We start from the raw sequence: 12,181 nt of genomic DNA, 5'->3' as shown, positions 1-12,181 counted from the left end.
AGCCCGTGATGGTGTACCAGATTCGGTGCGCTGTGGGTTCGTAACAAAATCCACAGCGGAACCGAGAAATACCGGAAGTCTAACTGTTATGGCCCGTTGGTCAAGCGGCTAAGACGGCGGCCTCTCACGCCGCAAACGGGAGTTCGATTCTCCCACGGGTCACCAATCTTTTATAACAGTGCTGACGGTATAACAAAGTAGCAAACATAGTAATATGTTTCTAAATAAGGTTTCTTTTGAACAAGAGCGCGTAAGCGCAGGTAAAGTTTTCTTTGCTTACTTTCTTGTTCACAAGAAAGTAAGTGCGTGATTATTGTGACGAAGGTACACCTGTTCCCATTCCGAACACAGTAGTTAAGCTCGTTTACGGTGACAATACTTGGCTGGCGACGGCCCGGGAAGATAACTCATCGCGCACACCGAACACCGACTCGAAAGAGTCGGTGTTTTGTTTTCGTTAAGAATTCCCTGTTCACTGGAATTCACCTCTCCTTATATGATATAATAGCCTAAATTGGTATTTTATCGCAAGCAGGGGGTCGAGAATGAACAAAATTCTGAAAGAAAAAATCAGCGAGTCGGTGTCGTCTGTCCTGCCGATCACGATCATCGTGCTGCTGCTCAGCGTGACGATCACACCGATGCCGGTCGGCACAATGGTGCTGTTTTTGACCGGTGCGGCGCTGCTTATCGTCGGCATGGCATTGTTTTCACTCGGCACGGACGTATCTATGACGCCTATGGGCGAGGGTATCGGCGCACAGCTGCCGCGCACGAAAAATCTGTTCATCGTGATACTCATTACGCTCATCATCGGCATACTCATCACGATCGCGGAGCCGGATCTGCAGGTTCTGGCCGGTCAGGTGCCGTCCATTCCAAACAATGTGCTGATCTGGACGGTCGCGGTCGGCGTCGGTCTGTTTTTCGTGCTGGCTATGCTGCGTACGCTGTTCAAGATTCGTCTGTCGCTGCTGCTCATTGTGTTTTACGCGGTGGTGTTTATCCTGTCGGCTTTCGTGCCGAACGAGTTCGTTTCTGTGGCGTTTGACTCGGGCGGCGTGACCACCGGACCGGTCACCGTACCGTTCATTATGGCGCTCGGTGTCGGTTTAGCTTCCATCCGAGGCGATAGCGGCGCACAGGAGGACAGCTTTGGTCTGGTTGCGCTGTGCAGCATTGGGCCGGTGCTGGCGGTGCTGCTGCTCGGCATTTTCTATCCGACAAACGGTGCAGGCTACACGGCAGTGACCGTGCCGGACGTGGAGGACACTCGTCAGGCAGCGCACACATTTGTGGTGGAGCTGCCCGCGTACATACACGAGGTTTTGTCCGCACTGGTGCCAATCATCCTGTTCTGCGCGGTATTTCAGCTGATTTTCCGCAGATTCCATGCCATGCAGCTGCGCAAGATCGGCGTAGGCTTTGTGTACACATTTACCGGTCTGTCGCTGTTTTTGACCGGTGTAAACGTCGGATTTATGCCCGTGGGCCATTATCTCGGACAGCAGCTGGCGCTGAGCGGACAGGAATGGGTGCTGGTGCCGCTTGGCATGCTTATCGGCTATTTTCTGGTGACTGCGGAGCCGGCCGTGCATGTGCTCAATCGACAGGTCGAGTCCATCACAAACGGCGGCATCTCGCAGAGAGCGATGATGCTCAGCCTGTCCATCGGCGTGGCCTGCTCGGTCGGCATGGCTATGCTGCGCGTATTGACAGGCATTTCAATCTATTATATACTGGTGCCGGGTTATCTTGCCGCACTGGGACTGACTTTCTGCGTGCCGAAAATTTTCACCGGCATCGCATTTGACTCGGGCGGCGTTGCATCCGGTCCGATGACGACCACATTCCTGCTGCCGTTCGCCATGGGCGCGTGTGAAGCGCTCGGCGGCAACGTGATGACTGACGCCTTCGGTATTGTAGCTATGGTAGCCATGACCCCGCTGCTTACCATTCAGGTGCTGGGTCTCATCTATAAAAAGAAACAGAACAGCGAGGATGCGTCCGATGTTTCCGCAGAGGATGAGGATAGCATCATCGTTTTGGAGGGAGCAGAGCATGAGTGAAAACCGACCGCAGATGACGGTGCAGAGCGCGGTAGAGGTCGTAGCGGCCGTTGTTGACGTGGAGCAGGGCGAAAAGGTGCTGCGTATCTATCGTGAGGAACAGGCGCCGGTGGACTTTGTGTGTATGGCACACGGCACGGCGCGCACGGAAATGCTCGACCTGCTCGGCATCGGTGAAACGGCAAAGGCCATTGTGATGTGTATGGTCAGCCGTCAGACCGGCGTTCGCCTGCTCAAAAGGCTCGGACGCGAGCTGGAAATGCGATATCCCGGACGTGGAATCGCGTTTGCCATTCCGATTACAGGCATTGGTCTGCGGTGGCACAAGCTGCTGACCGCTGCAGACGAGGAGCAAAAGGAGGTCAGCCGGATGCACGAGACAGAGAAGAACGACGGTTTTGACGTTGTAGCAGTTGTGATGGAGCGCGGCTATACCAACGTGGCGATGGATGCGGCGCGCAAGGCCGGTGCACGCGGCGGCACGGTCATTTCAGCGCGCGGTATTGCGGAAAATGAGGTTAAACGATTTTTCGGTATCGAAATTCAGGCCGAAAAGGAAATCGTGTTCCTCGTGGTGCGAAGCGATGAGAAACAGCAGGTTATGACGGCGCTGATGCAGGCGGTCGGAATGAAGACCCGCAGTCATGGCATTGTGCTGTCAATGCCGCTTTCGGCAGCTATCGGCTTGGCGGATTGATAATGGAAAAATGGAGAATGGAAAATAAGCGTCTGACGTTTGCTTTCTGTTCTCCGTTTTTTATTGTGTTATTTGGCGGGAAACGGCGGGACACCATCCCGCTCTGCACAATGATCCCGCAGGGGAGCACAGCGTGCTCTCCCGTAACACAAAAGAGAGGAACGCACCCTTCAATTTCCAATTTCCATCTTCACTCTGATAAAATAGTATGATATAATGAGGGCAGTAATTTTCACAGGGAGAACCCCTGACAGGAGTAGATAACCATGATAAATGAGCACATGATGGATTTAGGCAGCCGCCGTTCGACGATCCGCGAGTTGTTCGAGTACGGCAACAGCCGTGCGGCGATCGTTGGCCGCGAGAACGTATTCGATTTCTCGATCGGCAACCCGAACGTACCCGCCCCGGAGGCGGTTCGTCAGGCGATTTACGTCGAGGCGGCAGGTGATCCGGTTGCACTGCACGGCTATACCTCGGCACAGGGGGCCGCAGATGTGCGAGGCGCACTGGCGGACAGCCTTAACAAGCGTTTCGGCACGGACTACACCGGCGACAGCCTGTACCTGACTGCAGGCGCGGCAGCCGCGCTCTCTTGTGCGTTCAAGGCGATTGTCTGCGAGGGTGACGAGATTGTTGTGTTTGCACCGTATTTTCCGGAATATAAAATGTTCATCGAAAGCGGTGCCGGTGCCAAGTGCGTCATTGTGCCGCCGTCTATCGCGGATTTTCAGATTGACTTCGGTGCTCTCGAACAGCGCCTGAATGAGCACACCAAGGCGGTCGTTGTCAACTCGCCGAACAACCCGTCCGGTGCAGTGTACTCCGAGCAGACCATCAAGTGCCTTGCCGACATGCTGCGCGGCAAGGAGAAGGAATACGGTCACCCGATTTACCTCATTTCGGACGAGCCGTATCGCGAGATCGTATATGATGGCGTGCAGGTGCCGTTCGTGCCGCATTTCTACGACGATACCATTATCTGCTACTCGTACTCCAAGTCGCTGTCGCTGCCGGGTGAGCGTATCGGCTATGTGCTCGTGCCGCCGGCAGCCGCCGACAGCAGAGAGCTGTATGCCGCTGTCTGCGGTGCAGGCCGCGCACTCGGTTATGTTTGTGCGCCGAGTATGTTCCAGCGCGTGGCGGCACGCTGTGCCGACCAGACCAGCGATATTGCGGTTTACCAGACCAACCGCGACCTGCTCTTTAACGGTCTGACCTCGATGGGGTATCACTGTGTCAAGCCGGACGGCGCGTTTTATCTGTTCCCGCAGACGCTCGAGGCGGACGACCGCGCCTTCAGTGAACGCGCAAAGAAATATGACCTTCTGGTCGTTCCGGGTGCGGATTTTGGTGCCCCCGGTCATATGCGAATTTCTTACTGTGTGAAAACCGAGACCATCGAGCGTGCGCTGCCGCTGTTTGAACGACTGGCGAAGGAGTATCGCTGATTTATTATGTAAAGTTCATAAGTGGTTTCGGTTAATTATGTATAAGGTGTCGAGTTACACTGTGCAAACTGCATAAAATTATGACGGTTGAGTTGTGAGATATTCATAAAAACTTGCTCTTGTATTCTTTTCAGGGAAAGTGTATTATAATACCAGAGATCAGGAAAGGATCTCAAAAATACAATCACCTGAATCACTGAAAAGGAGTGCAAAGATTATGGGTATGAGAAGTTTCTTTAATGGACTGGTAAACGCTCGCATGGTAGAACTGGAAGGCGAACACATCAACGCTAAGAGCATGAACCGTACCAATCGTCGCGGCAGGTAATCGTCTGATTAAAAAAACATCACACGAGGAGCCGTAACCGCACATGACAACTGAAGACAGTAAGTGAAACCCTTCCGAGGACAACATTCGGAAGGGTTTTTCTTTTGATGAAGGCAACACCGCACAATTAAAGCTGCGGCGCTTTACGGAAATTTTGTGTCCTGATGTCGTTCCGGCTTTACGGTAATACACAAAGTATTACCGCAAAACCGCGCCTAATCAGTACGCAAAATTTGCTCGTAAATCGCTCTTGTTCAATTATGCGGTATTGCCTTATCCGGTCGGATGCTCCTGCGCGAACTCAATCTGGCGGCGGAAGAACGCGGCGCGTTCCTCGAGCGTGGACGGCCGGATGCTGTGTTTGCCGCAATCCGGACAGACGCGGGTTTCAGCGCTGCCGAAGAAGATAAAGTGGCAGCATTTGGTGTCGCAAGTGTAGATCATGGCTTCACCTCTCTTTTTTACTGAGGACAGTGTACCACAGAGAAAGTCCGATAAAACTCCCTTTCTTGCAGGAGCATAGGGAAGTATGGTATACTGATAGCACCAATCATAAAAAAATTGTCTGGGAGTATCAAAATGGGGGAACAAAAACGCAGTCTGTTACGTCAATTATATTTACCGGCGGTTTTATGCACCGCGCTCTGGGGTAGTGCGGCGCCGTGCGTCAAGCGCGGGTACGAGCTGTTCGCTGTTTCGGCTGACGCGCCGTTTTCGCAGCTTGTATTCGCCGGCTGGCGGTTTGCGCTGGCGGGAATTCTTGTGCTGCTCGTGACCCGGCTGAAAGGGCACCGAATCGTGCCCAAACGGGACGAAATCAAGCCGATTCTGTCGATCAGCCTGTTTCAGAGCATGCTGCAGTATGTGTGCTACTACATCGGTCTGAGCGGTACGACCGGCACCAAAGGCTCGGTGCTCTCCGGCACGCAGACGTTTTTTGCGCTGCTGCTGGCGCATTGCCTGCTGCCGAATGACAAGCTCAACCGACGGAAAACGCTTGGCTGCATCTGCGGCTTTGCGGGCGTGCTCGCGCTCGGACTGGGCGGACTGAACGGCTTCAACCTCACTGGTGACGGTCTGGTGCTGCTGAGCGCGGTATCGGCGGGCGCGGGCGCGCTTGTTTCGCGCATTTACACGCCCGGCCGTGATCCCATGCTGCTGACCGGCTGGCAGCTGCTCATCGGCGGCTGCTTCCTGCTGGGTGTCGGCACGGCTGGCGGAGGCGCACTCGGTCGGGTGACGCTCGGCGGCGTGCTGCTGCTTGGCTACATGATTGCGCTGTCTGCGGCAGCGTTTACCATCTGGACGGCGCTTTTGGGTAAATTTCCGGTCGGAAAGGTCAGCCTGTTCGGCTTCCTGATTCCGGTGTTCGGCACGTTGTTCTCCGCGCTCGTGCTCGGCGAGAATATCTTCACCGTACGCAATCTGGCGGCGCTCGTGCTGGTCAGCGGAGGTATTGCGGTCGCAAACTCTGCAAGTACGAAAAAATAACACCGCAGACGGAATTGCGGTGCATAAAGGGTTAATCTATGGTATTTAGTTCTGCAATTTCGCTGTTTTTCTTTGTGCCGATCGTGTTTCTGCTCGATCGCAGGCTATCGAACGTGGATGCGAAAAACACCTGGCTGCTCCTCGCAAGTCTGGTGTTCTACTCGTTCGGACAGGTGTATTACCTGCCGCTGCTGCTCGCATCGGTGGCGCTCAACTACGTCTGCGGACGGTTGGCCGCAGGAAAGTACGCCAAACTCGGCGTCACGCTTGCTGTCCTCGGCGGAATAGGACTGCTCGCCGTGTTCAAGTACGCGGATTTTGCTATCCGTACAGTGAACGCACTGTGCGGGTTGAGTCTGCCGCTGACCGGCATTGCGCTGCCCATCGGCATCTCGTTCTTCACCTTCCAAGGGTTAAGCTACGTTATTGACGTGTACCGGGAGCCGAAAATGGTCTCGCACTCGTTCAAGAAGGTGCTGCTGTACATCGCGTTTTTCCCGCAGCTGATCGCCGGGCCGATCGTCAAATACCACGACGTCGAGCAGGAGATCGACAGCCGCCGCACCACTCCGCAGGAGACCGCACTTGGCATCCGCCGGTTTATCTGCGGTCTGAGCAAAAAGCTGCTGCTGTCGAACGCGCTCGGTCAGATGGCGGACACGGTGTTCGCGCTGCCTGCCGGAGAGATCGGCATGCTGGCAGGATGGACGGGCGCCATTTGCTACACGCTGCAGATCTACTTCGATTTTTCCGGCTACAGCGATATGGCCATCGGTCTCGGACGCATGTTCGGCTTCCATTTCCGCGAAAACTTCAATTATCCGTACACCGCGACCACCATCAAGGAGTTCTGGCGCCGCTGGCACATTTCGTTGTCCGGCTGGTTCCGCGACTACCTGTATATTCCGCTCGGCGGCAACCGAAAGGGGAATGCGCGGACGTGGCTCAACCGTTTTCTCGTATTTTTCGCAACCGGACTGTGGCACGGCGCAAGCTGGACGTTTGTCCTCTGGGGACTGTGGCACGGACTGTTTTCCGTGCTTGAGGACTGCGGTGCGATTCCAGTAGACAAGCTCAAGGGAAAACGAATCGGACAGCTGTACACGCTGCTCGTGGTCGTGCTCGGCTTTACGCTGTTTCGTGCGGACACGCTGGCACAGGCAGGTGCCATGTATGCCGCGATGTTCTCCGGCATTGGTCTGCACTGGCTGGGCACGGCGGCTGTCTGGGCAAAATTTACGCCTGCGTTTGCACTGACGCTGTGTCTTGCGCTGCTCCTGTGTACGCCTGTGGCCCGTGAGCACACACCGAAACGCGAGAACGTGACGTTCATCGGCTCTCTGGGTTTGCTGCTGCTGTGCATGATGTACCTTGCGGCAGGCTCGTTTAATCCGTTCATTTACTTCCGATTTTGAGGTGAAATATGAAATATAAATGGTTTACAGCGGCGTTTTTGTCGCTGTGCCTGATTCCGGTAGCGGGTATGCTCGTGCTGCCCGAGCAGCAGGCGGCAGGCAATGAGCATCTCACGCCCAAGCCGAGCCTGTGGAACGCACAGACCGGCTGGAACGAGGACTTTCTCGGCGGTCTGACAGATTATGTTGCCGACCATTTCGGCTTTCGGCAGGAGCTCGTCACCGCAAATGCCGCGCTGCAGACCAGGCTGCTGCGTACCTCGCCTGCCGAGGACGTCATTTACGGCACGGACGGCTGGCTGTACTACGCGAAAACGCTCGATGATTATCAGAATCACGCAACGCTGACCGAGAGTGAGGCGCAGCAGCTGGCGCAGACCGTAAAATCCATGCAGGACTATTGCGAAAGCCGCGGCGCGCGCTTTCTGTTTACGATTGCGCCGAATAAAAGCTCGCTTTACCCGGAGCACATGCCTGCGCGCTACCTGACCGAGGATGCGGACGGCAACTACGAACGCGTGCTGCCGTATCTCGAGCAGGAGGGCGTGAACTATGCCGACCTGTTCTCCGTGTTCCGCGCACACGCAAACGTGCTGTATTATAAGACCGACTCGCACTGGACGAACCGCGGCGCCGCGCTCGCACACGATTATCTGATGAACACGCTCGACTTGCCGCATACATCGTTCACGGACGCGGACTATACGACCGAGCGGAGCCACAGCGGCGATCTTTACCAAATGCTGTACCCGAAAGGCACACAAAAAGAGGAAACGCAGGTGTATCAGACCTCGTTTTCGTATGTGAACCCGCCGCGCTCGGACGAGGATATCCTCATGCAGACCACACAGGAGAATGCGCCGAACGGCCGTCTGCTGCTGTGCCGCGATTCGTTCGGCAATGCGCTGCATCCGTTTCTCGCGGAGGATTTTCGTGAGGCGATCATCACCCGGCAGATGCCGTATCCACTGGAACAGGTGCAGGAGGGCGATACAGTCATCATCGAGATTGTCGAGCGAAATCTGCCGAATATACTAAAATATTCACCGGATTTGGGGAACAAAACCGAACCGTAATCCGTCTAATCAGTAGCTGCAATAGAAATAAACAATATGGAGGAAATTCTATGAAAAAGCTGACAGCCATGCTGCTGGCACTGACGCTCTGCTTTGGTCTTGCTGCGTGCGGCGGCAACACCGCACAGGATGATACCAAGGACGAGAGCCAGACCGTCCAGACCGGCAAAACCGAGGATAAGAAGGACGAAGCGAAGACCGAGGAGAAATCCGACGAGACCAAGACCGAAGGCGCAAAGACCGAGACTAAGACTGACGATAAGACCTCGACCGACAGCAAAACCGAGGATAAAACGACCGAAACCAAGCCGGTGACGAGCAGCACGAACACCACGACCGCAAAGCCGTCTGCTTCAGCGGGCACGAGCAAGCCGTCTGCCTCGACCTCGACGAGCAAACCGGCGGCATCCGCTCCGGAAAGCAAGCCGGCACAGAGCAAGCCTGCGGCAAGCGCTCCGGCTGAGACCAAACCCGCAGAACCGGCGAAGCCGACTGCCTCTCAGGCGAGCAGGTACGTCGGCTCGTCCGCATCCGCACTTGAGAGCGCACTCGGCGCACCGATATCCAAGAGTTATTCGCCGAGCTGCATGGGCGAAGGCGAGGACGGCATCTGGACGTATGACGGGTTTACCGTTTATACCTATAAAGAGGGCGGTTCGGAGACTGTCGAAGCGGTTCAATAAATTAGCAGTTAGTAATTGACGATATGGTTTTATGTTTCGCAGGGGAGGCCGATGGCCTCCCTTGTTCGCGTTCTGCAGAGGTAAAATGAAAGGGCAGACCAATGGTCTGCCCCTGCGGAGGATAAAATTCCTAATTACGAATTTATCAGAGAATGCGTCTCTGCGGTTTATTCGCTACCTGCTTTACGGCCTTGCACGGCACGCCGATGGCAAGCATACCTGCCGGTACATCCTCCGTCACAACGCTGCCTGCGCCGATGACGGCGTTATCACCGATGGTGACGCCCGGGCAAATCTGCACGCCCATGCCAATCCAGACGTTATTGCCGATGGTGACCGGCTTGGCATATTCCAGTCCGGCGTTGCGCTGTGCAACATCGAACGGATGGCCTGCGGTCGAGATACAGCAGTTCGGGCCGATGAACACATGGTCACCGATGGTGACCGGTGCCGCGTCCAGGATCACAAGGTTATGGTTTGCATAAAATGCACGGCCGACACGCGTATGGCTGCCGTAATCGACAAAAAACGGCGGCTCAATGACAATATCGGGCGCACAGGCGCCTAAAATGGTATGCAGAAGGGCGTTTTTCTCCTCCTTCTGGGAGGAACGGAGTGTATTGTAATCCATGCACAGGTCGCTGGTCTGCGCACGCGCTTCGAGCAGCGCAGGGTCGCTGTTGGCGTCGTACAGCAGGCCGGAAGCGGCTTTTTCAAGTTCAGTCATCGTCAGGGTTCCTCCTTAATTCTGGTGGCGTACCAGTTCATAATCATCGCCGGAGCGGTAGTACGGACAGCTTTTGCCGGTCTGCATCAGGCGGTAGAATTCGTCCTCATCCAGATAGGCTTCGCATACATATTCATCCATTTCATCATCGTAGACGTTGTAGGCGCAGTCGTCACAGGTTCCGGTCATCGGTCATCGCTCCTTTCAATTTGGTTGATTGCGGATTGCAGAATAGCCTCGGGGTCGTTGCCGCAGATGTCGAGACACTCTGCATAGATGAGTCGGGTCTCGCGGATACCGAAGTATTCTTTGGCCATAGCGGTCAGATAGTCGAAGCTGAACCGCGGGTCGTACGCGCCGCCTGCGGTGGTGATGTAGGTCAGACTGCGGGCGCGGCACAGGCCGCACGACTGTCCGTGGTCGTTGTAGGCGCTGACAATGCCGGTGACATAAATGTTCTCAATGTAGGTTTTCAGCTGTGCCGGAAAGCCCAGATCCCAGTAGGGAGCGGCAATGATGATATCGTCGGCATCAGCAAACTGGTGGGCATAATCGAACATCGGGTCGTGCCATTTGCCGCCGGCAATGAGCGATTCGCGGTGAGCAAGCCGTTCACGGTTGAGCGGGACAAGCGGCTGATCGTATATGTTCAGCTCAGTGACGTCGCTTATGCGTGCGAGATAGGCGCGCGCCAGCCGTGCCGTCCGCGACTCTTCCCGCGGACAGGCGTTGATGTAGAGTGTCATGGTATCCTTCCTTCTTCTTGTTCCTAACTATATAGTATAGCAGAAAACTGAGAAATTAGGAATTAGTAATTAGAAATTATTGTGAGGATGAAACCCATCCCTGCGGTACAGCTCAATAAATTAGCAGATTATTTTATGCTGTTTACCAGAGCCTGCCAAACTGCAGTATCGAAAGTTTCATCTGCAATAAAGCAGTAGCTATACTGGCTATCCTTCCACTCGGCCGAGGTATAACCTGTCTCGGCATAGAGAAGTGCGTCCGTACCCTCGAGTTTCTCGCCGGAAACGGCATGGTTCATACCTTCGAGCGCGTCCTCGCCTTTACCCATGCAGTATTTAAGTGTATGTCCTTCCGCGTCCGCATACACAACAACAGCCATGCCGAACTGATCGGATGCCGAGTCGAACGCATAGCCATCCGGCAAGGTCTGCGGCAGCGCCAGCGGGAAGGAGAGCGCAGCGGCAAGCGCGTCTGTCGTGTCGTAATCCTGCGGCGCGGTGGCGGTGACAGGCGGTTCCTTTCCCTCACCATCCGGATTAGCAGACGTGCGGTTTATCTGCATAACAGCTGTGCCGCCGATAATCAGTACCAAACAAGCTGCAGCCGCTCCGTATCTTCTCCAGGCGGACGGTTTGCGCACCGTCGGTTTATCCAAGGCATCGTGCAGGCGCTGCTCGAGGTCGGGAGACGGATTGACGTGCTCCATCAAACGGTTGTACTTATTCATCGAAATCATACGCCTCCTTCAGTGTCTCTTTGAGCATACTGCGTCCTCGGTGCAGCAGGGAACGCACGGTGCTCTCCTTCTGTCCGTGAATGCGTGCGATTTCCGCGGTAGAATACCCTTCATGGTAGAACGGATGAATGGGTTCGCGGTACTTGGGCGGCAGAGCACGCACAGCATCCCACACAAAGGCGAGGTTACTGTCTAACTCATCGCACGGATAGCTTTCCTTGAGTGCGTTCGTGTGCTTGAACCACGCCGGATTCAGCTTGTTTTTGCTCAGGTTGATGGCAACACGGAGCAGGAAATCAGTGAGACAGAGGTCGCGGCGGTAATCAGCAGCGTATTCTAAAAGAGTGAAGAGTGGAGATTTTCTCCACTCTTTCTCTTTTGCGGGTATACAGAAAAAGAGTGGAAAGTTCTTCACTCTCCACTCTTAAATCTTCACTCTGTGAAATCAGTCAGCCCAGTACTTTGCAACATGTGCCTTGGTAACCTCAGCGGCCTTCTTGATATTCTCCTCGTTGGACAGCTTGTAGTAGTCCGGACGGAACACCTCCATGGTGCAAACGCCGCCTTCAAAGCCGATCTTCTTGAGGGTATCTGCGTAACGCTTGTGATCCAGGCAGTCGCCCGGCTCGCCCGGCCACAGACGCTTCTCGTCGTTGTTGTAAGCAGCGCCGCACGGCATATTCTCCATGCCGTTCAGGTGCCATACGAAGATCTTCTTGCCGTCAGCCTTCTCGAGAGCAGCCCACTCGGAAGCCATAGCA

Annotated in this window: 13 protein-coding genes, 1 tRNA gene, 1 rRNA gene and 1 pseudogene; 9 read left to right on the top strand and 7 right to left on the bottom strand. The window is 55.0% G+C overall.

Annotation, left to right across the window (positions count from 1 at the left end):
- Nucleotides 1-90 precede the first annotated feature (90 nt).
- The 5 genes from DWZ82_RS14455 (at nucleotide 91) to DWZ82_RS14435 (ending at nucleotide 4,217) form a co-directional block, all read left to right on the top strand.
- Nucleotides 91-165, top strand: a tRNA-Glu gene (locus DWZ82_RS14455).
- 137 nt (nucleotides 166-302) lie between these two features.
- Nucleotides 303-419: ribosomal RNA gene (gene rrf / locus DWZ82_RS14450) — 5S ribosomal RNA — on the top strand.
- 126 nt (nucleotides 420-545) lie between these two features.
- Nucleotides 546-2,069, top strand: a complete 1,524-nt coding sequence (locus DWZ82_RS14445) for a DUF1538 domain-containing protein (RefSeq protein ID WP_118481369.1) — start codon at nucleotides 546-548, stop codon at nucleotides 2,067-2,069.
- Nucleotides 2,062-2,766, top strand: coding sequence for a hypothetical protein (locus DWZ82_RS14440; protein ID WP_110436608.1), 705 nt, complete (start codon nucleotides 2,062-2,064; stop codon nucleotides 2,764-2,766). Before DWZ82_RS14445 ends, DWZ82_RS14440 begins: the two co-directional genes overlap by 8 nt.
- A 266-nt stretch (nucleotides 2,767-3,032) precedes the next feature.
- Nucleotides 3,033-4,217: a pyridoxal phosphate-dependent aminotransferase gene (locus tag DWZ82_RS14435; protein ID WP_118481368.1), complete on the top strand. Its 1,185-nt coding sequence runs from the start codon at nucleotides 3,033-3,035 to the stop codon at nucleotides 4,215-4,217.
- A 601-nt stretch (nucleotides 4,218-4,818) separates the two neighbouring features.
- On the opposite strand, the gene DWZ82_RS15270 is transcribed toward DWZ82_RS14435, so the two are convergent.
- Nucleotides 4,819-4,989: a hypothetical protein gene (locus DWZ82_RS15270; protein ID WP_158575305.1), complete on the bottom strand. Its 171-nt coding sequence runs from the start codon at nucleotides 4,987-4,989 to the stop codon at nucleotides 4,819-4,821.
- A 135-nt stretch (nucleotides 4,990-5,124) separates the two neighbouring features.
- On the opposite strand from DWZ82_RS15270, the gene DWZ82_RS14430 reads away from it, so the two are divergent.
- From DWZ82_RS14430 to DWZ82_RS14415, 4 genes are read left to right on the top strand one after another with little or no spacing between them, the layout of a single operon-like run.
- On the top strand, nucleotides 5,125-6,036 hold the full coding sequence (locus tag DWZ82_RS14430) for a DMT family transporter (RefSeq protein ID WP_118481367.1): 912 nt from the start codon (nucleotides 5,125-5,127) through the stop codon (nucleotides 6,034-6,036).
- A gap of 38 nt (nucleotides 6,037-6,074) precedes the next feature.
- A complete protein-coding gene (locus DWZ82_RS14425; RefSeq protein ID WP_118481366.1) occupies nucleotides 6,075-7,451 on the top strand; it encodes an MBOAT family O-acyltransferase in 1,377 nt (458 codons plus the stop codon).
- Nucleotides 7,452-7,459: 8 nt separating this feature from the next.
- Nucleotides 7,460-8,527: an alginate O-acetyltransferase AlgX-related protein gene (locus DWZ82_RS14420; protein ID WP_118481365.1), complete on the top strand. Its 1,068-nt coding sequence runs from the start codon at nucleotides 7,460-7,462 to the stop codon at nucleotides 8,525-8,527.
- 50 nt (nucleotides 8,528-8,577) lie between these two features.
- Nucleotides 8,578-9,210 (top strand): hypothetical protein, encoded by a 633-nt coding sequence (locus tag DWZ82_RS14415; protein WP_118361922.1) that lies wholly within the window; start codon nucleotides 8,578-8,580, stop codon nucleotides 9,208-9,210.
- Nucleotides 9,211-9,355: 145 nt separating this feature from the next.
- Here DWZ82_RS14415 and DWZ82_RS14410 read toward each other — a convergent pair whose 3' ends face one another.
- The 6 genes and pseudogenes from DWZ82_RS14410 to DWZ82_RS14390 all read right to left on the bottom strand — a co-directional run.
- Nucleotides 9,356-9,937 (bottom strand): sugar O-acetyltransferase, encoded by a 582-nt coding sequence (locus DWZ82_RS14410; protein WP_118481364.1) that lies wholly within the window; start codon nucleotides 9,935-9,937, stop codon nucleotides 9,356-9,358.
- A gap of 15 nt (nucleotides 9,938-9,952) precedes the next feature.
- Entirely contained in the window at nucleotides 9,953-10,126 is a 174-nt protein-coding gene (locus tag DWZ82_RS15440; protein ID WP_165815537.1) for a DUF6472 family protein, read from the bottom strand.
- Nucleotides 10,123-10,683, bottom strand: coding sequence for an NAD(P)H-dependent oxidoreductase (locus tag DWZ82_RS14405; protein WP_118481363.1), 561 nt, complete (start codon nucleotides 10,681-10,683; stop codon nucleotides 10,123-10,125). The genes DWZ82_RS15440 and DWZ82_RS14405 overlap by 4 nt, the downstream gene beginning before the upstream one ends.
- A 128-nt stretch (nucleotides 10,684-10,811) precedes the next feature.
- The gene (locus DWZ82_RS14400; protein ID WP_118481362.1) at nucleotides 10,812-11,411 is read right to left on the bottom strand and encodes a hypothetical protein; all 600 of its coding nucleotides are present in this window, start codon (nucleotides 11,409-11,411) and stop codon (nucleotides 10,812-10,814) included.
- Nucleotides 11,404-11,835: an RNA polymerase sigma factor gene (locus DWZ82_RS14395; RefSeq protein WP_118481361.1), complete on the bottom strand. Its 432-nt coding sequence runs from the start codon at nucleotides 11,833-11,835 to the stop codon at nucleotides 11,404-11,406. Before DWZ82_RS14395 ends, DWZ82_RS14400 begins: the two co-directional genes overlap by 8 nt.
- A 30-nt stretch (nucleotides 11,836-11,865) precedes the next feature.
- A pseudogene (locus DWZ82_RS14390) lies at nucleotides 11,866-12,181 on the bottom strand (sugar phosphate isomerase/epimerase family protein); the annotation flags it as partial.

The organism is Butyricicoccus sp. AF35-5AC (genome assembly GCF_003477715.1).
GTDB classification, from domain to species: Bacteria; Bacillota; Clostridia; order Oscillospirales; family Butyricicoccaceae; genus Agathobaculum; species Agathobaculum butyriciproducens.
This window is presented reverse-complemented; position numbering and strand designations above follow the sequence as displayed.

Excerpts from the sequence above, each read along its gene's own strand:
- DWZ82_RS14445 (WP_118481369.1), top strand. The coding sequence starts at position 546 with ATGAACAAAATTCTGAAAGAAAAAATCAGCGAGTCGGTGTCGTCTGTC.
- DWZ82_RS14415 (WP_118361922.1), top strand. The coding sequence starts at position 8,578 with ATGAAAAAGCTGACAGCCATGCTGCTGGCACTGACGCTCTGCTTTGGT.
- DWZ82_RS14400 (WP_118481362.1), bottom strand. The coding sequence starts at position 11,411 with ATGAATAAGTACAACCGTTTGATGGAGCACGTCAATCCGTCTCCCGAC.
- DWZ82_RS15440 (WP_165815537.1), bottom strand. The coding sequence starts at position 10,126 with ATGACCGGAACCTGTGACGACTGCGCCTACAACGTCTACGATGATGAA.
- DWZ82_RS15270 (WP_158575305.1), bottom strand. The coding sequence starts at position 4,989 with ATGATCTACACTTGCGACACCAAATGCTGCCACTTTATCTTCTTCGGC.
- DWZ82_RS14420 (WP_118481365.1), top strand. The coding sequence starts at position 7,460 with ATGAAATATAAATGGTTTACAGCGGCGTTTTTGTCGCTGTGCCTGATT.
- DWZ82_RS14405 (WP_118481363.1), bottom strand. The coding sequence starts at position 10,683 with ATGACACTCTACATCAACGCCTGTCCGCGGGAAGAGTCGCGGACGGCA.
- DWZ82_RS14430 (WP_118481367.1), top strand. The coding sequence starts at position 5,125 with ATGGGGGAACAAAAACGCAGTCTGTTACGTCAATTATATTTACCGGCG.
- DWZ82_RS14425 (WP_118481366.1), top strand. The coding sequence starts at position 6,075 with ATGGTATTTAGTTCTGCAATTTCGCTGTTTTTCTTTGTGCCGATCGTG.
- DWZ82_RS14410 (WP_118481364.1), bottom strand. The coding sequence starts at position 9,937 with ATGACTGAACTTGAAAAAGCCGCTTCCGGCCTGCTGTACGACGCCAAC.
- DWZ82_RS14435 (WP_118481368.1), top strand. The coding sequence starts at position 3,033 with ATGATAAATGAGCACATGATGGATTTAGGCAGCCGCCGTTCGACGATC.
- DWZ82_RS14440 (WP_110436608.1), top strand. The coding sequence starts at position 2,062 with ATGAGTGAAAACCGACCGCAGATGACGGTGCAGAGCGCGGTAGAGGTC.